The 19,172-nt window shown below is 50.7% G+C and carries 22 protein-coding genes and 1 pseudogene; 3 read left to right on the top strand and 20 right to left on the bottom strand.

Translation table 11 applies throughout. The features are described 5' to 3' along the window. Window positions 1-34: 34 nt before the first annotated feature. Genes BM329_RS05385 through BM329_RS05340 form a run of 10 tightly spaced genes read right to left on the bottom strand, consistent with a single transcriptional unit; the run spans window position 35 to window position 7,823 of the window. A complete protein-coding gene (locus tag BM329_RS05385) occupies window positions 35-2,821 on the bottom strand; it encodes a conjugative transfer ATPase (RefSeq protein WP_092550009.1) in 2,787 nt (928 codons plus the stop codon). After that, a complete protein-coding gene (locus tag BM329_RS05380) occupies window positions 2,821-3,222 on the bottom strand; it encodes a TIGR03751 family conjugal transfer lipoprotein (protein ID WP_092550006.1) in 402 nt (133 codons plus the stop codon). Before BM329_RS05380 ends, BM329_RS05385 begins: the two co-directional genes overlap by 1 nt. After that, entirely contained in the window at window positions 3,210-3,566 is a 357-nt protein-coding gene (locus tag BM329_RS05375) for a hypothetical protein (RefSeq protein WP_092550003.1), read from the bottom strand. The genes BM329_RS05380 and BM329_RS05375 overlap by 13 nt, the downstream gene beginning before the upstream one ends. Next, complete coding sequence (locus tag BM329_RS05370) at window positions 3,566-4,987, bottom strand: TIGR03752 family integrating conjugative element protein (protein ID WP_092550000.1); 1,422 nt, start codon at window positions 4,985-4,987, stop codon at window positions 3,566-3,568. Before BM329_RS05370 ends, BM329_RS05375 begins: the two co-directional genes overlap by 1 nt. Next, complete coding sequence (locus tag BM329_RS05365; RefSeq protein ID WP_092549997.1) at window positions 4,977-5,813, bottom strand: TIGR03749 family integrating conjugative element protein; 837 nt, start codon at window positions 5,811-5,813, stop codon at window positions 4,977-4,979. The genes BM329_RS05370 and BM329_RS05365 overlap by 11 nt, the downstream gene beginning before the upstream one ends. Further along, entirely contained in the window at window positions 5,810-6,466 is a 657-nt protein-coding gene (locus tag BM329_RS05360) for a PFL_4703 family integrating conjugative element protein (protein ID WP_092549994.1), read from the bottom strand. Before BM329_RS05360 ends, BM329_RS05365 begins: the two co-directional genes overlap by 4 nt. After that, window positions 6,463-6,837 (bottom strand): TIGR03750 family conjugal transfer protein, encoded by a 375-nt coding sequence (locus tag BM329_RS05355; protein WP_092549991.1) that lies wholly within the window; start codon window positions 6,835-6,837, stop codon window positions 6,463-6,465. Before BM329_RS05355 ends, BM329_RS05360 begins: the two co-directional genes overlap by 4 nt. A 10-nt stretch (window positions 6,838-6,847) precedes the next feature. Next, window positions 6,848-7,225 carry a TIGR03745 family integrating conjugative element membrane protein gene (locus tag BM329_RS05350; protein ID WP_092549988.1) on the bottom strand — a complete coding sequence of 126 codons (378 nt, stop codon included), beginning with the start codon at window positions 7,223-7,225 and terminating at the stop codon, window positions 6,848-6,850. Window positions 7,226-7,260: 35 nt separating this feature from the next. After that, window positions 7,261-7,497 carry a TIGR03758 family integrating conjugative element protein gene (locus BM329_RS05345; protein WP_012989740.1) on the bottom strand — a complete coding sequence of 79 codons (237 nt, stop codon included), beginning with the start codon at window positions 7,495-7,497 and terminating at the stop codon, window positions 7,261-7,263. Next, window positions 7,494-7,823, bottom strand: coding sequence for an integrative conjugative element protein, RAQPRD family (locus BM329_RS05340; protein ID WP_092549985.1), 330 nt, complete (start codon window positions 7,821-7,823; stop codon window positions 7,494-7,496). Before BM329_RS05340 ends, BM329_RS05345 begins: the two co-directional genes overlap by 4 nt. A 148-nt stretch (window positions 7,824-7,971) precedes the next feature. On the opposite strand from BM329_RS05340, the gene BM329_RS05335 reads away from it, so the two are divergent. Then, window positions 7,972-8,664, top strand: coding sequence for a DUF5710 domain-containing protein (locus tag BM329_RS05335; RefSeq protein WP_092549982.1), 693 nt, complete (start codon window positions 7,972-7,974; stop codon window positions 8,662-8,664). Window positions 8,665-8,752: 88 nt separating this feature from the next. Here BM329_RS05335 and BM329_RS05330 read toward each other — a convergent pair whose 3' ends face one another. From BM329_RS05330 to BM329_RS05300, 7 genes are all read right to left on the bottom strand, one after another. Next, window positions 8,753-9,511: a TIGR03747 family integrating conjugative element membrane protein gene (locus BM329_RS05330; RefSeq protein ID WP_092549979.1), complete on the bottom strand. Its 759-nt coding sequence runs from the start codon at window positions 9,509-9,511 to the stop codon at window positions 8,753-8,755. Window positions 9,512-9,520: 9 nt separating this feature from the next. Further along, complete coding sequence (traD, locus tag BM329_RS05325) at window positions 9,521-11,584, bottom strand: type IV conjugative transfer system coupling protein TraD (RefSeq protein ID WP_092549976.1); 2,064 nt, start codon at window positions 11,582-11,584, stop codon at window positions 9,521-9,523. Next, a complete protein-coding gene (locus BM329_RS05320) occupies window positions 11,581-12,123 on the bottom strand; it encodes an integrating conjugative element protein (RefSeq protein WP_092549973.1) in 543 nt (180 codons plus the stop codon). Before BM329_RS05320 ends, traD begins: the two co-directional genes overlap by 4 nt. After that, on the bottom strand, window positions 12,099-12,800 hold the full coding sequence (locus tag BM329_RS05315; RefSeq protein WP_092549970.1) for a TIGR03759 family integrating conjugative element protein: 702 nt from the start codon (window positions 12,798-12,800) through the stop codon (window positions 12,099-12,101). Before BM329_RS05315 ends, BM329_RS05320 begins: the two co-directional genes overlap by 25 nt. Further along, on the bottom strand, window positions 12,797-13,324 hold the full coding sequence (gene pilL2 / locus BM329_RS05310) for a PFGI-1 class ICE element type IV pilus protein PilL2 (RefSeq protein ID WP_092549967.1): 528 nt from the start codon (window positions 13,322-13,324) through the stop codon (window positions 12,797-12,799). Before pilL2 ends, BM329_RS05315 begins: the two co-directional genes overlap by 4 nt. 108 nt (window positions 13,325-13,432) lie before the next feature. After that, window positions 13,433-13,717 (bottom strand): helix-turn-helix domain-containing protein, encoded by a 285-nt coding sequence (locus BM329_RS05305; RefSeq protein WP_092549964.1) that lies wholly within the window; start codon window positions 13,715-13,717, stop codon window positions 13,433-13,435. A 277-nt stretch (window positions 13,718-13,994) separates the two neighbouring features. Further along, the gene (locus BM329_RS05300; RefSeq protein ID WP_092549961.1) at window positions 13,995-14,864 is read right to left on the bottom strand and encodes an aminoglycoside 6-adenylyltransferase; all 870 of its coding nucleotides are present in this window, start codon (window positions 14,862-14,864) and stop codon (window positions 13,995-13,997) included. A 327-nt stretch (window positions 14,865-15,191) separates the two neighbouring features. On the opposite strand from BM329_RS05300, the gene BM329_RS05295 reads away from it, so the two are divergent. Beyond that, window positions 15,192-16,283 (top strand): AAA family ATPase, encoded by a 1,092-nt coding sequence (locus tag BM329_RS05295; protein WP_092549958.1) that lies wholly within the window; start codon window positions 15,192-15,194, stop codon window positions 16,281-16,283. Beyond that, window positions 16,280-16,993, top strand: a complete 714-nt coding sequence (locus tag BM329_RS05290; protein WP_092549955.1) for a DUF4276 family protein — start codon at window positions 16,280-16,282, stop codon at window positions 16,991-16,993. Before BM329_RS05295 ends, BM329_RS05290 begins: the two co-directional genes overlap by 4 nt. Here the strand turns inward: BM329_RS05290 and BM329_RS05285 are convergent. The 3 genes and pseudogenes from BM329_RS05285 to BM329_RS05270 form a co-directional block, all read right to left on the bottom strand. Continuing rightward, window positions 16,950-17,918: an IS110 family RNA-guided transposase gene (locus tag BM329_RS05285; protein WP_092549952.1), complete on the bottom strand. Its 969-nt coding sequence runs from the start codon at window positions 17,916-17,918 to the stop codon at window positions 16,950-16,952. The genes BM329_RS05290 and BM329_RS05285 overlap by 44 nt on opposite strands. 199 nt (window positions 17,919-18,117) lie before the next feature. Beyond that, window positions 18,118-18,228: pseudogene (locus BM329_RS14385) on the bottom strand (IS630 family transposase); the annotation flags it as partial. Window positions 18,229-18,541: 313 nt separating this feature from the next. Next, window positions 18,542-19,018: a PhzA/PhzB family protein gene (locus tag BM329_RS05270; RefSeq protein WP_092549943.1), complete on the bottom strand. Its 477-nt coding sequence runs from the start codon at window positions 19,016-19,018 to the stop codon at window positions 18,542-18,544. Window positions 19,019-19,172: the final 154 nt, after the last annotated feature.

The raw sequence follows: 19,172 nt of genomic DNA, 5'->3' as shown, positions 1-19,172 counted from the left end.
AACGCTATCCCAGCCACCGTGCTGGGATAGCGCATCAACCTGCTACCATTGGCATTATTTGTACTAGCTCAGAATTAACCTTCAATCCCCGCGCAATATCCATTTTTCTGGCAACCAACTTCGCAGCTTCCAGTTCACTGCACTGATGTTCACGCATCAATGCCCGTCGTTCCGATTTTTCTTCTTTTTCTGTCATACCCAGTGCCAGATACAGGCTCGGGGGCACGACCCGAAATAACGCCTCGATTTTTTTCGCCAGCACCACGCCTTCGGTATAACAACGGGGCAATTTACTGGCAGAGAGCAGCACCGCTTTCTGCTCTTCCGTCAGTTTTTTAAAGCGGGCGATTTGCTCCACTTCATCCGGTGGCATGGTCAGGCACAGCCACCATTCGGCCATATTCAGCATCTTTTCAGCGGTATCAGGATAGTCCGCCAGGTTTTGGGTAGCGAGCCACAGCCAGGCGCCGAGTTTACGCCACATTTTGACCACTTTAGTCATATAGGGTGATAACAGCGGGTTGGTGGTGGTGATATGCCCTTCATCGATGACCAGTTGCAGTTCGCGATCCTGATATTGATCCCGTTCAGCCAGATTATTGACTGTGTTGATGAGTGACACCATCGCCAGTGCCATCTGGGCCGAGTAGTTCTCCCGTGCCAGTGTGCCCAGATCAATCAGGGTGACATCCACTTCCGGCCACGGCGTACCGGGACGGTTAAATAATTCTCCCTCAAACCCCTGGGTAAACATCGACATGGCGCTGGCCATTTCATCTGCCCGTGCCCGTCGGTGAGCAGTGATTAACGGCTGGCCGTGTTCATCCTGCTGATGATTACGGGCGATGGCATAAAGCGCATTTTGTAAGTCTGAAGCCACCATCTGACGCGCCTCGTCGAAGCTGGTCCGGGCTGCCATCATAATGGCTTCACGAATAAGACCACGATCAGAGCGGGTCAGGCGTTCTTCCTCCCTTTTTTCACCGCCGGTGATCATCAGTCGGGCAGCAATTTCCATTTCGCCCAGAATATCGCGTTGTTCATCACCCTCTTCCTGTCCTTCATCGGTATCAGGGATATCGGCTTCCTCAATGCGCAATTGCCGGGGACTCAGTTGCAACAGCTGATGGGCATCGGCAAACAGGGCCAGACTGACCCCACAGCCCGGCCTGATGCCGATTTTATTGACGGTCAGCCCCAGGCTTTCGTAGTAATCGGCCAGCAGGCCAAAACTGTTACCGGCTTCGACAATAAACAAGCGCGGTCGGTGTATCGCCATTAACTGGATAAGCGCGGCACACAGGGTGGCGGATTTGCCTGCGCCTGTCGGGCCAAACAGCAATAAGTGGGCATTCTGGGTGCGATCCTGTTTGTTCATCGGATCGAAGGTCAATGGAGCGCCGCCCCGGTTAAAAAAACTGAACCCCGGATGCCCGGTACCGGTTGAACGGCCAGTGACCGGCAGTAACCCGGCCAGATGCTGCACCCAAGTCAGGCGGGTATACCAGTGTTTTTTGTCTTTCTGCGGGTTAAAACACATCGGCAGCGCCCGTAAATAGGCATTCAACGGGGAGACACTGAATTCGGGCCGGACAGGCTGCAATCCTGCTGTCAGCAGAGTGGAGGATAACTGATGCACCCGATGATTCAGGTCAGCGACGTCCCGGCCGCGCACCAGAAAGGTCAGTGCGCTACGGTACAGTTTATGCCGTCTCCCCAGCAACGCTTTGACTTCCTGCACATCCTGCCGGACGCGCAGCGATTCGGTATTTTCCCCCACGGCATTTTTCGCCAGCCGGGTAAAATCCTCTTCCAGTCGGTCCTGTGCCTGCGCCACAATGGTCAGCGAAACGACCGTCCCTTCCGGCATAATGTCCATCAGGGCATTGATATTGTCGCCCCGTTTCACTTCGCCTGTCAGTGTTCCCGGTTCCGGCGGACGGCGCAGACGCTCAACCAGCACCGCTTTATGCGGCAACCCGTCAAACCACCAGACGCCCGCGTCGGGATCAGACACCGGCGGGGTGAGCCACAGGCTTTCGGCAAAGTCATTACTGACGGGGAGATCCGATTGTGTAGGGGCTTCATAACTGACGGTACGGTAAAAATCGGCTTTTGCCATCCCCCAATCCGGTGCCGGATTAAAATGACGCAGCAACCAACGGTGGATCTGCCCGCCATGTTGTCGGCGGGCAATCACACCGGCAGAAGCCAGTGATGAAACCAGCCGCTCGCAGACCTGATTGAGCGCAGCCACCGCCGATAAGGTCAGATGGTTGACAGGGGATCTGCGCCCGTCAGGCAGCCATCGGTAAACCACCATACGGGTCTGGCGTTGCTGGCCCCGCCACGGCTGACCGGTGATTAAGCTGTCCTGAAATATCCCCTCAGGGTGGGCAATGCTGTTCAGGTGGCGCGCCGATTCTGCCAGAAAGGCGTCAGTAAACGGTGTTCCCTGTGCCCAGGGTTTCACATAGCCCTGCAGGGTGTTGAGATAGTCAGCAGGATCATCGTCATCCTGACAAAAGAACTGCACCACCCACGGCGAAATATCGTCCTCTTCCAGACTGTCCTGGATCGCATCTTCCAGTTGATCCCGGATTTCAATCAACCGTTCAGCAGGACGGCCTTCGGTGGCGATGGGTTCAATTTGATAAATCGCCCCGACGGAAATCCCGTCATCCAGCAGCAGGCATTGTTCTTTTTCCAGATATTCCACCCAGGGCAGGTAATCAATAATAGAAGGATTGGCCTGATAAATGGCGGCTTCATCCGCTTCACGCAGCTTGCCAGGGCGGTTCAGTGCCTTGGGTTTTTCCATTACCCTGCCTCCGTGCGTTCACCCGGCAGGGCATACTGTGCCTGCTGATAAAACGGAAATACTGTACTGTAACCCGGTATCGGCGTATTGCCGGCGACCAGATGCGGAAAAACATACATCACCATATCGGGATTAGGTAAGCGGGGAAACTGCTGGCTGATTTCCTGCGCGGCTGAACGGCTGTAATGATAGGGTTCTTCCAGTGCCCTGAGCCGTTCGGATGGAGTTAAAGCCCGGTGAAGGGTCTGCCTTGCCGATACGGTCGCATGACCGGCCTTATTCCCCTGCCACATTGCCAGCACTGTCTGCTCCCCGGCAGGGAGTAAGGCGTCTTTCGACGTGGTACAGCCGGCCAGTAACCCTGCCAACCCCAACAGCCAATAATATTTTATTTTCCGCATACGGCTGCCTCCGGGGTGCCAAGGACAGTAAACGTGGCAAATTCAGGGTGTACTGCCAATTCTGATAAGGTAAAGGGCAAACGCGCCCACTGTTCAGGCGCCATGCTGATTTTACCTTCAACCACCGCCTGCCACTGGGTTTCGGTCAGACGGAAGACGGTAAAATCACCGTCACTCAACGGCTGACATTCACTGCCGACTGAGAGATACAACCGGCATTCTTTTTTACGCACCGCACGCCAGTAAAGCTGCACCCGTGCGGGTTCAGCCCGTGATGTCACCGGCACTTGCAGGCAATACGGGGAACCCGCACTGAATATCCACTGAGAAGGGGTCTTTTCCATTAATCTAATGCTTCCTGATTGTCACGTTGGGCGGCCTCACTCACGCCGTAGCGCACCTTACGTCCTTTCGTTTCGTAATCAATCGCCAGGCGTTGTGTGATATGCACCACAACACGGGCACCGGGCGGGACGTAAACCGCATCAAACGTCTGGCTGTAGCGCTGTCTGAGCCATTCGCTCAGGTCATTCATGCCACCTGACATCGCTTTGCCTAATGCCGCCTGTCCGGCATTGCCCGTTAACGCGGTCGTGATACCGCCTGTGCCGCTGGTCTGGGCGGTACGCTGACTTTCACTCAGGGCATCGCCGGCCGAATTCATGGCCGAGAGCGCAAACAGGGTCGGCAGATAAGTGCTGGCATTGGATTTGCGCTCACCGCTGATACAGGGAATCCCGTTTTCATCAGACAGCCAGCCGATACCGTGAGTGTTTTGCCCTGCGCCCGGCAGGGTACGCACCGTGCCGTCCTGAAAAACAACCGTGATGGAATTAACCTGACCGCGCACGCAGGAGAGTGTCCAGTCACCACTGGCTGAGCCGGACACCACTGCCCCTTCCACCTCCGGCAGTTCAATGCCGTTGGCCGTCAGGTTGTCTTTGCCGATAAGAATTTTGAACGGATAAGGGTCGGTGACCGTGCCATTCACGGGGACACGGCCTAATAATGCGGTCATGGCCTGACTGCCGACTAACGTGGCATTTTCAGGCAGGGTATAGACCGGTTTTTCGTTTTCTTCCTTAAACGATGGGTTTTGGTCCGAGGTATTTTGGGGTTTATTGTGCCCGGTGACGGGCTGTTCACTTAAAAATGAGGTCGGGAACTGTGCCGTGGCTTTCCCATTGCCGGGGATTTGCATGTCTGCCGGTTTTTCATCGGCCGGTGTTATCCAGATAAGTTCATTCTGCCCTGTGCCTGCATTGGCAGAATACGGAATACTTCCCGACCCAAGCGGTATCGGACTGTCCGGCGCAGACAGAGGCGCTGAATTCAGCCGTTCCGTCAGTAAATCAATCTGCGCCAGCAATCCCTGCTGTTCATCCTGTAATTCACGCCGGCGCTGTTCATCACCCTGCCGGATGGCGGCCACCGCCGCGTCTATCTGACCGGCGACATCGTGACGCTGATTTTTTAACTGGTCATTTTCTTTCAGGATATCGGCATTCTGCTGACCTAAACGCTGCTGCTCTGCCCGCACGTTATTGAGCGTCCCCACCAGCGTACGCAGAGTATCTTCCGGTGTATCGCCGCCGACACCCAGCGCCTGTAGCTCCTCCGGTGACAACGTGGCCAGGACATTATTCTGGGGCGTATCGGGTGCGGTACTGTCTGTTGAACTGCAACTTTTGATGCCGATAAACCCGCCGACCATCAGCACCGCCGGCACCAGGATTTTCACCAGACTGTTGGATTTAACCTGCATGACGGCCTCCCGGTTTCACCGCTACCGGCTCAGGGATAAAGGCATGATCCGGCTGTCCTCGGGTCACAAGATACAGCACTGTGGTATCTTCCGGTGTCCCTGCTTCACCCAGCCAGCGATGCTGAAACGTTGCCGTAACAAACTGCCCCTGCAAGGCCCGTGGATCGAGTGTAATGTTGCGTTTGGCCGTATTACGCAGTTTCAGGGCTACCACCGTGTAATTTTGCACGCCCCAGCCGGCCAGCGGGGAAACCGCAATCGGCTCTGAAGGGTAGAGTGTCGTGATAGCGTCGGCTAAATGCAGACTGACCGGGTGGATCCCCGTAACCGGTTCGACGGTGCGCAGCGGTGCATAGAGCTGCTGAGCGGCATAGCGGGTTAATACCACAGGCGCGGGAGCCGAAAGTGCTGATTTTCTCTGATGCCGGGGTTCCTCTTTAGAGGCAGAACCTTTTTCACCCGGATAAAGAATGCGGACCGGCTCTGTTGACCCTGTTTTAGCGGCAGTGATATCCAGTAAGATAATTTCACCATTTTCACTGTCCTGCAATTGCAGACGGGTTGGCGGAAAAGACTGGCTGGCTTTCAGGTAAACTGCGCCGCCTGCGCTCTGTACCCGCAATTTATCGTTGAGGGACGGCGGAAAACCAACACGCATATTTCTGTCCGCAAAAATAATCCGCTCCTGACCTATCTTGAGGGCAATGGATAACGGAATGCGTTTCCATTTCATCAGTTCATCGGCCTTTGCACTGAGGCTGAACAGCACGAGGCTGACCAGTCCCAGCCAAAAACAGGCAGAAGAGCAAGATGGATATCTTTTCATTGGAACACACCCTTTTTCTCTTCCACAGGTTGTGGCATCGCTTCCAGTCGCTGTGGCATCCCGTCGTAACAATCCAGTGCCAGTCCGAAAGGATTACGCTCCGCATCACCCTCCCAGCGCACCACTTTCAGGGGATAGCGCACCAACGCCCGTTTGACGGGTTCGGCGTGATAATACTCATCGGCCACCAAATCCAGCCGCACCACCCAGTGATCCCGGTTACGCACCGTCACACTTTTCGTCTCATAACCCCGGCCGGGAATTTCATACACTACCCGTACCCGGTCGAGCAGTTCACCACTGTCGGCCCGGATTTTAGCATCTTCCCGCAAAAAATCCTGACAGGCGGGGGTCAGATAAGGCGACAAAGCCACAATTTTGGCCGGGTAGTCCTGTGCCCCGTTTTTCGGCCAGGCGTTCAGTTGCTGGAAAAGATAAAAGGCAAAACTGTAGACACTCGGCGCAGGGACTTCCCACCACGGGCGGGTGCTGCCGCTGCGTAAGTCCGGCGGATTATGAATGGTGAGATTGCGCGGTGAGGCCATCCAGCCCGTGAGCGTGATCAGCAAGACCAGTATCAGCACCCCGCAGGCAAGCCGCAGGGTCAGGATATGCTGGTCACGGTTTTTCAGCGCATGACGAAACCGGCTCATCGCAGGCTCCCGTTACGATGAGACAGCCTGCTTCGGCGCAACGACCAGCCCTGAGCCGCAATAATCAATGCCGGATCACCGATGCCCAGCCGGCGTTTTTTCTCTTCCAGCTTCAGCCAGAGATAATTTTCCGGTTTTCCGCGCTTAAACTGAGCGAGCCAGCGACCGCCAAAGCTCATCAATAACAAGGGCATGAACAGCATACCCGTCGGTAACATGACCCAACCGGCTAACGGGATAAAAGGAAGGCTCACCATCAGCCCGAATGCCAGCCCCAGCAAAGCGGCCAGCCCCATTTCCGGTGTGGTGAATCCCCGGAATACGATCGGTTCGGCATTTAAGCGATCGGGTAAAAACGGGATCGTCTGCATCAGCGGTACCTCAAAAGATAATGCCGGCCGATTTCGCCAGCAGCCAAATCACCGCAACCAGCAGCACCACACCCACCACGATGATCGAGCCAAACTGTGCCCAGGTGGCTTTGCCGTCCCGTACTTCGGAGAAGGTTTCAACCGCCGCCGAGGCGACCTTAAAAAACGCGACTGCCGAAAGGATCAGCCCGCCAATCACAATGCCATCCTGCGCATAGCCTTTCACCTGTCCCAGTAATCCGCCCCCGCCGCCACTTTTTGGCGGTTCGATAGCCGGCAAATCGGCCCGGGCTGATTGACAGAAAAGACCGGACAGCAAAAAAACGGTACTTATTCTGGTTATCAGATTCGCACTGATACGACGGCAGACGGTAAAAATTGGCTTCATGTTCAATTCATTCCTTTTTCATTATGTTCGTTGCATCAGCTGGCAAACATCCAGACTGCAACCACCAGTAAGATGGCGGTTCGCATGGCAAACTGGCTGATGGTCTGGTTACGTACTTTTTCATTCGCCCAGCCGTTCCAGACATCCACCGCGGCCCAGGCCGCCCAGAGAAACAGGGTGGCCAGGAAAAATCCGACACAGACCAGATACAGAAAAGTGATATCAAAATGCCCCGAGGCCACGGTAAAAGCAGTGCGTTGTGCTTCAGTCATTGCGGATGTTCCTGACGGTAATGACCGGATAGCACGCCTGATCCCTGCTGCTGGGCACGGGAAGGGGTCAGATAGTGATCAATACCGGCTTTGATGGTGCTGAGATCCGCTTTGATACGGAGGTAATCAAAGTCATAGCGAGGGCGGGTTGGGGTGTCAGCCTGCTTTTCAGCGAGGTTTGCGCGCTCCAGTGCCATCTGCACCTGCTCAATCAGATTTCTTGCACTCGCCAGTTCGTCTTTCTCGGCCGCCTGCGCAAGCGGTACACACATCAGGATCAGACTCAGCAGACAGGCAGAACGGGACAAAGAAAAGCAACAGCGCATAAACACTCACCTCATCATGGATTTCAGGAGGCCGAGGATGCGGGGTTTTTTAACTCCGATCAGCAATAAACTCTTTATGCTTTGGTGAAAATTAGCTAAATAGTCTGGCTAACTTATTCAGCCAAAACTTAATGATGAAGGAAAACACATGCTGCGGATTGATTTAAACGTCCCTGATGATGAATACGAACAGGCACGGAAGCTGGGTGCACGCTGGGATGCCGCCGCTAAAATCTGGTATATTGACAACAGTTTTGACCCGACGCCGTTTATGAACTGGCTGCCGTTCTACAATGTGCATGCTGAATACTGGTATCTCGCCCAGACCCAGGCATCCTGCCCGCACTGTCATAAGCACACCACCGTGACGGCGTTTATGCTGCCTGCCGGACACCAGCTACTGGAAGCGGATAATGGCGATGAACCCGGCACGGAAGTTGACTACACAGAGCAGGACAGCCCGGCGTTTTTGTTTTATATCGCCGATATTCCCTCTATCGTGCGTAACGTGCTGCCCGGTTTTCACCACCGCCTTCGCCAAGCCGTCAGTCAGCGGCTGCGCCGGCAGCACTGGATAAACCACTGTGAGCACTGTGACGCACAACAGGATGATACCGACCTGTTTGCCGAAATGGGCGGGGCGTTTTTCCCTGCCTCCAGGGAACAAGCGGCTGCCATTCAGTTGCATCGTATCGATCAGCCGTTTGTGGGGTATTGTGAAGATATTTCGCATCATTACTACCATTTTGACCCGAAGCAGGATAACCGTATCTGTAAAGCGTGTGACTGGTTTGAGTGGATGACGCAGGTGGTGAATGCACCGTCAAAATACCCGCATTAGCCTGAAAGACTGACGCGCCGCCATGCGGCTTGTCTGCTGACGCTGGTGTGCAAAACAAAAAACGTTTTGCACACCAGCGCCCAGCTTCTTACAGGTATTTCTTAAACATGGAGGTTGTTATCACGACCACCATGCCCAGCACTATCGCCGCTGGCAACAATATCACCGTAGGATACACCACATCCGGCCACGATAAATACAGCACACAGGGAATGGTGCAGGCCGGTTTAATCCCCCGTTTGGCATGGTGATAAACAAAACTGGATTCATACCCTGCCCCGTAACGCCGTAAATCCCGACGTCCCAGCCCGTCAACCAGTGCCACCAAAATCACCATCACAAACAAGGGTACAGATAACAACAAAATTGCCAGCCGGATCAGCGTCACCATCGTGATAAACATCGTTGCCAGCCAATACTCACGCAAATGACCCGATACACCCTGTAATACCACATTAAATTCACGCATAAAATCATTGCGGCTATGGAGCTGATAGTGCGATTGTCCCTGAATCCAGTTGATAAAACCACTGTCCACAAACAGCCATTGATAGGCTTGCGCCAACCCTGCCGAAACGGTTTGTGAGGTTTCTGACAGCAACAGGCTTCGGGTAAATTCAGTGGATAAAAATTGCAGCTCCGTTTTCATCATATTCTGACTGTGAGTGGCACCCTGTTCCGGCCAGAAAAAAGCCATACCGAGATATTCCAGTAACAGGCTGAACAGCCACGACATCACCATAAACCCAATGAGTTGCCACGGCCATTCCCATAACAGACGATACAACAGTCCATGCTTACGGGGCGGCTGAGAAGGTTGGCGGGAGGGATTTTCGGACTGTGCCATGTGCGGTAACTACCCCTTCTCTGTCCACCAGTTTTCACTGGTGCGGTAGTGCCGGCGCATCTGTTCGGCAATGTGCTGCAAACTGGCCGGCATCAGGGCATCATCCTCATCGCCTGTGGGCAACGGCATGCGGATTTTCCACAGCTGCCCGCCTTCCAGCAGCGCAAACGCCTGCCCTTTCGGCAGATTAATCATTTCGGCGGGCGTGACAAGCGGCGTTTTAACCGTCCCCACCCTGTCCTGTGTGGACGAGGTAAAATCCTGCCCCTGCTCCACATCGGCAATATCCGAATGCCCGGAGACCAGCGTCTTGCTGTAGATTTCCACTTCAGGTAACTGACTGGTGAGCAACTCCGCCGTCCGGTTATCGCGCACCCGCAGCATAATCAGGGTATTGAAGTTACCCATCACCTGTGCAGTTTTAGCCGGGCTGCCGATACGGGCTTCGATATCGGAGGAGGTCTGGGTATAAGCCGTGACCTGCATGCCTGCCCCACCGCCTTTGTTGATCAGCGGAATAAATTCATCCCCCATCAGTTCATTGAATTCGTCACAATGCAGGTTAATCGCCAGTTTGCCATCATAACGTACCGGCAATCCAGCATTCATGCCATATTTGTAAATCTGCCCGGCGACACTGACCAGATCCGCAAACATGCTGTTGCCCACCGCCGAAGCCACATCACTGTCAGACAGCGCATCCAGCCCGATATAGACAATCCCGTTCTTACGGATCACTTGTTCCCAATCGAAGATGGGTCGCAGGTCAGTCATATTGAGATAATCCGGCGATAACAGTTCCGCAATTTTGCCGGTGGTCAGTTTTTCCAGCAGCGGCAATAAGGACGCGACAATTTTATCAAAATAGGTACGGTCATAACGCACGGCAGAACGCAGACCATCCAGAATCGGGTCATAGAGTTGCTTGCCTGCGTCAGAACTCAGCGTCATTTCCATAGCCCAGAGCCGGAGGGCATCGGGCTGCCCCTGCATATTGCGCGGAATGTCTTTTTCTTTCAGTTTGCTGAGGGAATGATTGATTTGCGCCAGCAGATCCGGTTGTCTTTCCTCCATCATTCGGGTGGCATAGCGCTGATACAGTTCGCTGATATTATTGACGTAGCGGGTGATGAGCTGGTAATCCGGCCGGTGCCCCAGAGCCACCAAAGCACGGGCGACAATATTGACAAACCGCCAGGCAAATTCACGGAACGCGGCGCTGTTGCCTTCGCCGCTGAGCTGACCGGCCAGACGGGAAGCGACTTCGGACACCCGGCCAAACCGCCCGACGGCGTTATAACGCGCCGAAATCTCCGGCCAGCCCAGATGAAAGAGGGAGAGTTCATTGCCGCGACCCGCGCGGTGCGCTTCTGCCCAGATGCGCCTTAACAGATCAGCGTCGCCTTTGGGATCAAAGACGATCACCACCTCGCCGCGCCGGATATCCTGCGTGATAAGCAGTTCAGCCAGCCGGGTTTTCCCCACCCGTGTGGTACCCATCACCAGCGTATGCCCGACCCGTTCGCGCAGATCCATAAAAACATCAGCTTCCTGTGGTTCAATACCGTGGATAGCAGGATTACCGCCCACAGGCGGCAGCGGGCGTACCGGATTAAATGGCGAGTCTTTGCGTAATAGCGCAGATAATGTCGGCCAACGGTATTCAGTTCGGCGCTCCAGTGCGCGGGCAAACTGATATATCCGGGACGGTTGTACGAATCGCTCGACTTCCGGTCGGCGGGTATCCTGCAAACGCTGAGTATGCTTCTGCTGCCAGCGAAATCCCCGGCCCAGAAACAACTGCCGGTGACTGACAGGAATGTGCCTGATGCTCATCTGGTAACGCGGCAGGCGGCGCAGATTTCTGCGATAACGGATGACCTGAATACCCTGCCATGTGCGTATCATTGCCAGTACGGCAAAACCGCCTGCCATGACATAGCTGACTGAAGGTGCCAGTGCGATGGCCCAAGGCGCCCTGATACAGACAAAAGCCGCAACGACTGAGACCACCGCAGTATTCAGCTCGACGGCAGGACGCAGCAGGGCTTCAACCACATAACGGCGGCTCATGGTGACAACTGTTGGGAAAGTTGAGTTTCCGTGATCAACACCGGATAATGTTGCAGTTGCAATCGACGAGCCAGCTCGGTGCCGGAAGCAGGCGATAACAATAAATCCGGTGCCAATGCCCGCAGTGACTGCAAATCCGCCATTTCCCTGACATTGACGACCAGACCCACAGCATGCCGTTTCGTCAATGTGGCCGCATTCTGGCTTAACCACTGGCGTGAGTCCGAATCATCCCCAATCAGAAACAGGGCACCAATCCCCGGTAGTTGCAGTCGCCTGCTGACAACTTTCCCCGGTGTCAGCGTGGGTGTCTTCACCGGCAACATGGCGGCTTCATTTGCCCTCTCGGGCGAGAAAGCCGGTGCTGCTGGCAAAGGTTCAGCTATTGGCTGCGCATTAATGCTTTCATAAAAGGGCGACGCATCTTTACCGCCTAAATCCGCAATCATATTCAGTTCGGCATGACAGGCACTTATCCATAACAGGCCGATAACGGGGAGTACGATCAGCCGTTTCATTGTAATGCGGTGATTTGCCATCCTTGTTCCCCCTGCCGCAATAAGACCGGCATAACACCCTGCCCAAACCGGAACCAGTACCCTGCATCATGATTCAGGGTGACTTGCCGGTTGCGCACCCGTTCAACGGGGATGCGGTGTTTTTTGGCCCATTGCCGTAGTGTGTCATCATTGCCCTTGCTGTCGACCAGATAGATGTCAACCGGTTGCATCAACGCCAGGACTTCCGCTAAACGGGCGTTACACGGCGGGCAATCGTTGATTTTGACAAACAACGCCAGACGCCCCTTGGCCTCACCGGATTTCGCCATATTGACCGGCAACACACTCGGAAATAATCGCTGCCAGGCCGCGTCCACTTCCCGCTGAAAATGCAGTTCTTTTTCAGTACGGACAAATTCCGCCTTGACCCGCTGCTCAGCATAACGGCGGCGTTCAGCATCACTTTCCGCTTCAATCCCCAGGGTTGTCAACGGATCAAGCCCCGGCGACTGGATTCCCCTTGGACCATTCAATAATTGCTGATAACGCTGATATTCATCCGTATTCAATCCCCATTGCCCGGCCTGTGTTTTTAGGGACTGTTGTTGGCTTTCTGCTGCTAGCGTCTGCTGCGACGTTAAGGGTACCAGTGTTTCTGCCCATGCCGGACTGCTGAGCACTATCCACGTTACCAGACCGATTTGATGCAGTCTCATGGCTGCTTTCCCTGCCGGGGTTGTGGAAGCTGATAACTCGGCCGCAGATGGTGACAAACCTCACGTTGCACCTCATCCACCTCCAGTTGCCAGGCCGGGCCTGCCATAAACTGCAACGCCGTGCGCAGCCGGATGGGAGCTAACTGATAATGCACCGACGGCAGCGGCTGACGATATAAAATGTCATTGGTTTTTTCAGCGGTGCATAACGAATAGCCCGATTGACGCAGCACGTAACGCAGAGCATCGGCCACGGTGGGATTCTGGGAAACAGAGATACGAACATCAACCAATTGGGAAAGAAGGTCACGCTGTGCCTCTGTCGGATCGGTGCTGACCAGCAGATAACGACCGTGACGGACAACTTCCGATGTTTGTTGATAAATATCGGGTGAGACGGGCTGAATATTGCGCGTGAGCTGCGTTGCTGAAATGGTCTCGGGAGTACATTGAGGTTGCTTGGACGGGGCATGACAACCCGTCAGGATAGTGACCAATACACCCATTAATACGGTTATTCTCATTCCTGTTATTCCTGCCCGACAATAAAATGCCCTTGACTGTGCAGGAAATAACAGGATTTATTCAATCAACAACTGAAACTGCCTTTTAGGAAATAAAAACGTTATCGCTTATTGCTCTGAAGATTCTGCTGAAACCGCTTTGCGCACGGTGCGCTCAATCAACTGACCATATTGGTCAAAATAACGGCTCGGCCAGATTTCAGAGGGATGAACATCAAGGTAATTCGCAATGATCCATTCCCCTTTTGGCCAGGCGCGGGGCAGGGTGTTGGCGAGAGTTGAAGAGCTTAATCCGGCTTCGCGGGAGACGGCGGCGAGTGTTGTACCACGCTTGCGTAATGCACAAATAATTTCGGCTGGGTGCCAGTCTTTCTGAGTGTGAGTCATAGTCATACCTGCTTCCCCTTCTTTTGATTATTGGTGGTAGTTCAGACAGGGTTAGCAATACCGGAGGTCAATCGATCCGGCGAGACGTGAGTCTCCCCTGCCTGAACCACCATTGAAAGGATGATAGCAGGCACACTGGTAGAAACTACCTACCAGTGGATTGACCTTTCAGGGTTGCTAATCCCCGACTATCGAATTTTGCCGATAGCTTTTCTACTTTAACGAATTACGTTATCTAATTCAATAATCGAATGTGTAAGTTTAATCAGTTAATTAAATATAATCAGAATACCCAGCCCATATATTGAGACAAAACCGTCTGGTTTATTTCAGTGATGCGAGTTTCACACTCTTGTGGATAATAGAGTCCAATGTATTGAGCAACTTCCCGACCAAGGCGTCCATAAAGTTGAGTCATTGCGTTAAATGAGCGCAGAGCATCAGATGCATCAAACCGTCCAAAGGTGCTCTGTAATTCATCCCAGGTTTGTGGGTCTGTCCATTCTCTTACATGCAGACCATTGTGCCATATATCTATTGCGCTGCTATGCCGGGCAAGTGCATGCCATTCCAGCATACACAACAATAATTCCTTCATTGTATTGTCACGGAGCTTAACCAGCCAAAGCTCGCCACGAGCCAAGTATTTAGGTATATGGAAGGCTTCAAACCAAAATTCTTCAACTGATGCTGTGAACTCGCTCTGTGAGGGAAGCATTCTTACCGGAAATTTGTAGGCTGGGGCCGGAATCCCCTGAGTAACCGATGACTTGTCGAGTAAAATTTTGTACCCACGTCCATAAAGATCATCAAGTATTCCTTCATCAGCCATGTGGCGAACACGCTCAATACCAGCCAGCGTGAAATCAACTTTTACCCCATTGCTATAAATAGCAAGGCGTGTGGCCCATTCCTGATGCTCATCAGGATCAAAACTAAGCACAGTAATTAACTCACCAAACTCATACAACCACCGCCCATCTTGCATCAATAATGCTGGGTTAGATGTAATAATTTCAATATCAATATCTGAAAGATCATCGCTGGAATTATCCTTTCGGGCCAGAGAGCCTGTTTGAATCAGAGCTTGAACATGATCTACACTTTCTGCCCATTTGATAATGCCTTTCAGGCAGTTATCCCGCAATTCCATATTACTTACCTCATTTCACTAAATATATAATTAAAACAACCGGCAAAAACCTGAAACAGCCCATATCATGTTAATTCATCGCCAGCATCAGAAACGTTATTAACCAGACGCTAGAAGAGATATGTCAATCAGATATACGTGATTGCATTAAAGTTAAAAATTATTTTCGCAAGGACTATTGATATATAATTTTTTCATTCACTTATTCGCTTATGATTAGCGTCTAAACGCAGCAGAGCAAAAATTTGGCAATCAAAGCAGTACATACACAAGTTTTCCCCTAAGATAGGGCATATTTGAATCGCATAATGCTGAAAAGGCAAGATTATGAAACCAGTAACCAATAATGACCATTTAAGCCGGATAAAGATATCAGGCTACAAATCTATTGCTGAATGTGATTTACCAATGGGGTGTCTGAATGTCCTTATTGGGGCTAATGGTGCCGGAAAATCTAATTTCATCAGTTTCTTTCGCCTGATTGCCATCGTACTTGATCATCGTCTACAGTCTTTTGTTAGCAAAATGGGCGGCCCTGATACATTGCTACATTTTAGCCGTAAGAAAACTGAATATATGAGTTCTGAGCTTTATTTTGGCCACAATGGCTATCAATTTGAACTGGAACCCACCAATGACAATCGTATGATGTTCCGGCATGAATCGCTTTTCGGGGATATCAAAGGTGACTATGATATCGGCTCAGGTCATTTTGAATCTCAGGTCAGTAAACATCATACGGGCATCAACGATGATGCATTACCTGCCATGATCCGTTGGCGGGTGTACCATTTTCATGATACAAGTGATAGCGCCAGAGTTAAACAAACCCACCGTATTAATGACAATGATTATCTGCGGGAAGACGGGGCCAATTTAGCGGCATTTCTGTATAGACTAAAAAAACATCACCCACAGCATTACAGGCGCATTATCAAAACTATTCAGATGGTTGCACCGTTTTTTGGTGATTTTTACCTGCGACCTACGCCGGATAATGCTGACTACATTCAACTCGAATGGACAGAAAAAGAACAGGATATCCCTTTTAAAGCCAGTGAATTATCTGATGGCACTTTGCGCTTTATTTTATTGGCTACCGTATTGCTGCAACCCGAAAATTATATGCCCGGCTCAATTATTATTGATGAACCTGAACTCGGACTCCATCCCTATGCCATTAACGTACTGGCAGGTTTGATCAAAAATGCCAGCAATAAACATCAAATTATTATTTCTACCCAGTCGGTCGAACTGGTTAACCAATTTGATGTTGACGATTTGATCGTTGTGGACAAGCAACAAGGTGCTTCCACCTTTAAGCGCCTGAATAACGAAATGCTTTCTGAGTGGCTTGAAGACTATAGCCTCGGGGAATTATGGAAGAAAAACTTACTCGGCGGGAGGCCACAGCGATGATCCGCATCAATGTTTTTGTCGAAGGGCAGACTGAAGAAACCTTCGTACGGGATGTATTGGCCCCTTATTTTTTTGCACAGCAAATCTACCTGTCCCCTATATTGGCTCAGACGAGTGCCCGCCAGAAAGGTGGGATCACAAGTTATGGTAAAGTCAAACACCAGATTACCCGCTTGTGCCGGCAAGATCCCGGTGCGTTCGTCACCACGCTCATCGACTACTATGGCCTGCCGACTGATTTCCCCGATTACAACGAACAACGGGATAATGCTGCCAGCGAACGGGTAGTGAAGCTGGAGCAGGCTCTTGCTGATGATATTGGGCAGGCCAATTTTATTCCCCATCTGTTATTACATGAATTTGAAGCGCTGCTATTTTGCCAACCCGAAAAATTTGCAGACTGGCTTGATGACAGCGCCCCGATTGCTGCACTACAAGCCATCAAAAGTGAATTTGCTACCCCGGAGGATATTAATAACAGCCCGCAAACGGCACCATCCAAGCGGATTCTAGCCATCATCCCTTATTATCATAAGACCTTGCATGGCCCACTGATTGCCGGTGATATAGGTTTAGATACCATTCGCTCTCAATGCCCGCATTTTAATCAGTGGTTAAAAACGCTGACTAATTTGATAACACGTATTCAAGATACTGTGTTTCCTGTCAAACACCATGTAAGCTTTGATCGAAGCTTTTCTCTGTTTTAAGAACCCCAAACGCAACGTGGATGAGCTTGCGCATCATGGCTCCGATTATTAGCTTTGGTGCCTTTCCGGCAGCGGTAAGACGGGCATAAAAATGCTTCCCCCACGCCGTTCTAAAAAGTGTTGTCATTGCTGGCATATAAAGGGATTTGCGTAAAAATGCATGTCCTGTTTTGGATAATCGCGGTCGCCCCTTCACACTACTGCCAGATTCATTCAGCCGGGGATCAACACCTGCATAGGCAGCTGCCTGCCGCGCATTGACAAAACGACCCGGATGAATACCAAAAGACAACAATACAGCCGCAGTTTGCACACCCAGCCCGGGGATGCTTTCCAGCAGTGTTTTCTTCTGTTTCATCTCTGCATTTCCGTTAATCAGAAGCAACATGTCACCCTGCAATATCTCGATTTCATTATTAAGCCATGCGATATGGTCTGTAAGGCTTTTAGTGACATTCTCTCTCGCTACATGGAGGCGGTTGTTCTCCTGCGTTCGCATCTTTTGCAAAGATTCCAGTCTTAATACCAGAGCCCGTAGACTCTGTTCTGAAGCAGAAGGCGCCAGCCATGCTGCCGGTTTTCGTTCGAAACAAAAATCACTGATCACTCGGGCATCTCCCCGATCGGTCTTGCTTCTGACCAGTAAAGATATGCTGAACGCTTTGATTTGCGCAGGATTAATCACGCTGACGGTCAAACCTTTATCTGCCAGATATTCAGCAAACGCTTCCCAGTAAATCCCCGTCGCCTCCATACAGATATGGACATGACTGAAACCATGATGAGCCAGCCAGTTGATAAAAGTACTAAATCCTTCAGATTCATTTTTGAATACTTTATCTTTATACTTTCCATTATTCAGGCGAATTGCGCAATCAAACTTGCTTTTAGCAATATCAATACCACAGTAATAAATCTGTTCCATAAAGCTCCTCCGGTTATCAACCTTGTTAATGCGGGCTACCCGTACAGCAGGTGCCAGAGATACTGTTCGATATACTGAGGATGAATGGCTGCTGCAAAATCTGTCTTACTGGCTCATGGCCAAAGTTGCTCCTGTCATCCAGCCATCCGGGTACTACACTACGCAACGATTTTAAAAGCAAACCAAACATACAAGTTGCTTCTGAGGCCAAAAGCACAGCCTTGATGCGGTCACGCACACGTCCGTCACGAGTCGTATCATGCATCAATTCGAGGGCTTTCTTTTGGTCATTTGTCAGATTAATTTTCATGGGCGAAATCATGTTCTGGATCGAGTTAAAAATCAAGCATCTTCAATTACGATTGGTATACAAAGTAATTCTGCATGTCGTGAATTAATAAAGCACACGTTTCTTTCTTTATTTCCCAATTTAAAGGCTGACAAGAATGAATATAAACATTGTTTATATCACAAGGCTCAAATTTTAATTCTCTGCTCATTTTCAACTCTGTTTTTATTTTATTTTTGGAATTATTTACCGCAAAAACATTTATACCAAAGCTAATCATCGATATATCAATCGATAATAACCAATCGTTAAAATGTTTTTATTTTTTTAATGACTAGGTTGGAATCCCTTGTCGGTTTATTTTCGGCACAATAATATCAAGTGCTTTTAGCTGATTAACTGGATTCATAAATTCTCGATTACGTATAATAAACCCATCACATAATTCAAAAGAATGAATAAAATGATTTTCATAGTAACATTCAGGATAACCAGAGAAACGAATAATACCATGACCATCACATTCAACCCATATATGACCAGGGTTGTCAGTAGTAAATATCTTAATATTGTACCATTCCCAGTCAGGGAAACATTGAAGCGACCAGTGAGCATGACGTGCTAAGTTCTCAATACCTCGTATAATAATTGGTTCGCCTGTCTCTGTAGTCCACAATCCGCTTTCTGCGTTTTCTGCAAAAAGTTTATGTCTTTCTAAGCGTGCTTCACCTTTAGTAAATTTTAAATATTTTTCTACAATCTTGCGGTTATTTTCGCGAAGCTGATCAAACTTATCATTATATTTAATCATAAAGAACCTATTGAAATAGTTATATAAAAATAGTTACTTCTTTTACTTTATAAAAATACTTGGATTCACATATTAAGCGCAACACCGTAATGGACGAAGTAAATGAGTGGGTATTCCTTTAAATAACTCATTCGGTGTTTTGTAATCTCGTGTT

Origin of the sequence: Xenorhabdus koppenhoeferi (assembly GCF_900116635.1) — a bacterium.
GTDB lineage: Bacteria > Pseudomonadota > Gammaproteobacteria > Enterobacterales > Enterobacteriaceae > Xenorhabdus > Xenorhabdus koppenhoeferi.
The sequence above is the reverse complement of the archived record's forward strand: the minus strand, read 5'-3'. Positions and strand labels throughout refer to the sequence as shown.

Excerpts from the sequence above, each read along its gene's own strand:
- BM329_RS05360 (WP_092549994.1), bottom strand. The coding sequence starts at position 6,466 with ATGAGCCGGTTTCGTCATGCGCTGAAAAACCGTGACCAGCATATCCTG.
- BM329_RS05300 (WP_092549961.1), bottom strand. The coding sequence starts at position 14,864 with ATGGAATTGCGGGATAACTGCCTGAAAGGCATTATCAAATGGGCAGAA.
- BM329_RS05315 (WP_092549970.1), bottom strand. The coding sequence starts at position 12,800 with ATGAGACTGCATCAAATCGGTCTGGTAACGTGGATAGTGCTCAGCAGT.
- BM329_RS05330 (WP_092549979.1), bottom strand. The coding sequence starts at position 9,511 with ATGGCACAGTCCGAAAATCCCTCCCGCCAACCTTCTCAGCCGCCCCGT.
- BM329_RS05380 (WP_092550006.1), bottom strand. The coding sequence starts at position 3,222 with ATGCGGAAAATAAAATATTATTGGCTGTTGGGGTTGGCAGGGTTACTG.
- pilL2 (WP_092549967.1), bottom strand. The coding sequence starts at position 13,324 with ATGAGAATAACCGTATTAATGGGTGTATTGGTCACTATCCTGACGGGT.
- BM329_RS05370 (WP_092550000.1), bottom strand. The coding sequence starts at position 4,987 with ATGCAGGTTAAATCCAACAGTCTGGTGAAAATCCTGGTGCCGGCGGTG.
- BM329_RS05270 (WP_092549943.1), bottom strand. The coding sequence starts at position 19,018 with ATGATTAAATATAATGATAAGTTTGATCAGCTTCGCGAAAATAACCGC.
- BM329_RS05350 (WP_092549988.1), bottom strand. The coding sequence starts at position 7,225 with ATGAAGCCAATTTTTACCGTCTGCCGTCGTATCAGTGCGAATCTGATA.
- BM329_RS05365 (WP_092549997.1), bottom strand. The coding sequence starts at position 5,813 with ATGAAAAGATATCCATCTTGCTCTTCTGCCTGTTTTTGGCTGGGACTG.
- BM329_RS05375 (WP_092550003.1), bottom strand. The coding sequence starts at position 3,566 with ATGGAAAAGACCCCTTCTCAGTGGATATTCAGTGCGGGTTCCCCGTAT.
- BM329_RS05320 (WP_092549973.1), bottom strand. The coding sequence starts at position 12,123 with ATGGCAAATCACCGCATTACAATGAAACGGCTGATCGTACTCCCCGTT.
- BM329_RS05290 (WP_092549955.1), top strand. The coding sequence starts at position 16,280 with ATGATCCGCATCAATGTTTTTGTCGAAGGGCAGACTGAAGAAACCTTC.
- traD (WP_092549976.1), bottom strand. The coding sequence starts at position 11,584 with ATGAGCCGCCGTTATGTGGTTGAAGCCCTGCTGCGTCCTGCCGTCGAG.
- BM329_RS05355 (WP_092549991.1), bottom strand. The coding sequence starts at position 6,837 with ATGCAGACGATCCCGTTTTTACCCGATCGCTTAAATGCCGAACCGATC.
- BM329_RS05385 (WP_092550009.1), bottom strand. The coding sequence starts at position 2,821 with ATGGAAAAACCCAAGGCACTGAACCGCCCTGGCAAGCTGCGTGAAGCG.
- BM329_RS05305 (WP_092549964.1), bottom strand. The coding sequence starts at position 13,717 with ATGACTATGACTCACACTCAGAAAGACTGGCACCCAGCCGAAATTATT.
- BM329_RS05345 (WP_012989740.1), bottom strand. The coding sequence starts at position 7,497 with ATGACTGAAGCACAACGCACTGCTTTTACCGTGGCCTCGGGGCATTTT.
- BM329_RS05295 (WP_092549958.1), top strand. The coding sequence starts at position 15,192 with ATGAAACCAGTAACCAATAATGACCATTTAAGCCGGATAAAGATATCA.
- BM329_RS05335 (WP_092549982.1), top strand. The coding sequence starts at position 7,972 with ATGCTGCGGATTGATTTAAACGTCCCTGATGATGAATACGAACAGGCA.
- BM329_RS05285 (WP_092549952.1), bottom strand. The coding sequence starts at position 17,918 with ATGGAACAGATTTATTACTGTGGTATTGATATTGCTAAAAGCAAGTTT.
- BM329_RS05340 (WP_092549985.1), bottom strand. The coding sequence starts at position 7,823 with ATGCGCTGTTGCTTTTCTTTGTCCCGTTCTGCCTGTCTGCTGAGTCTG.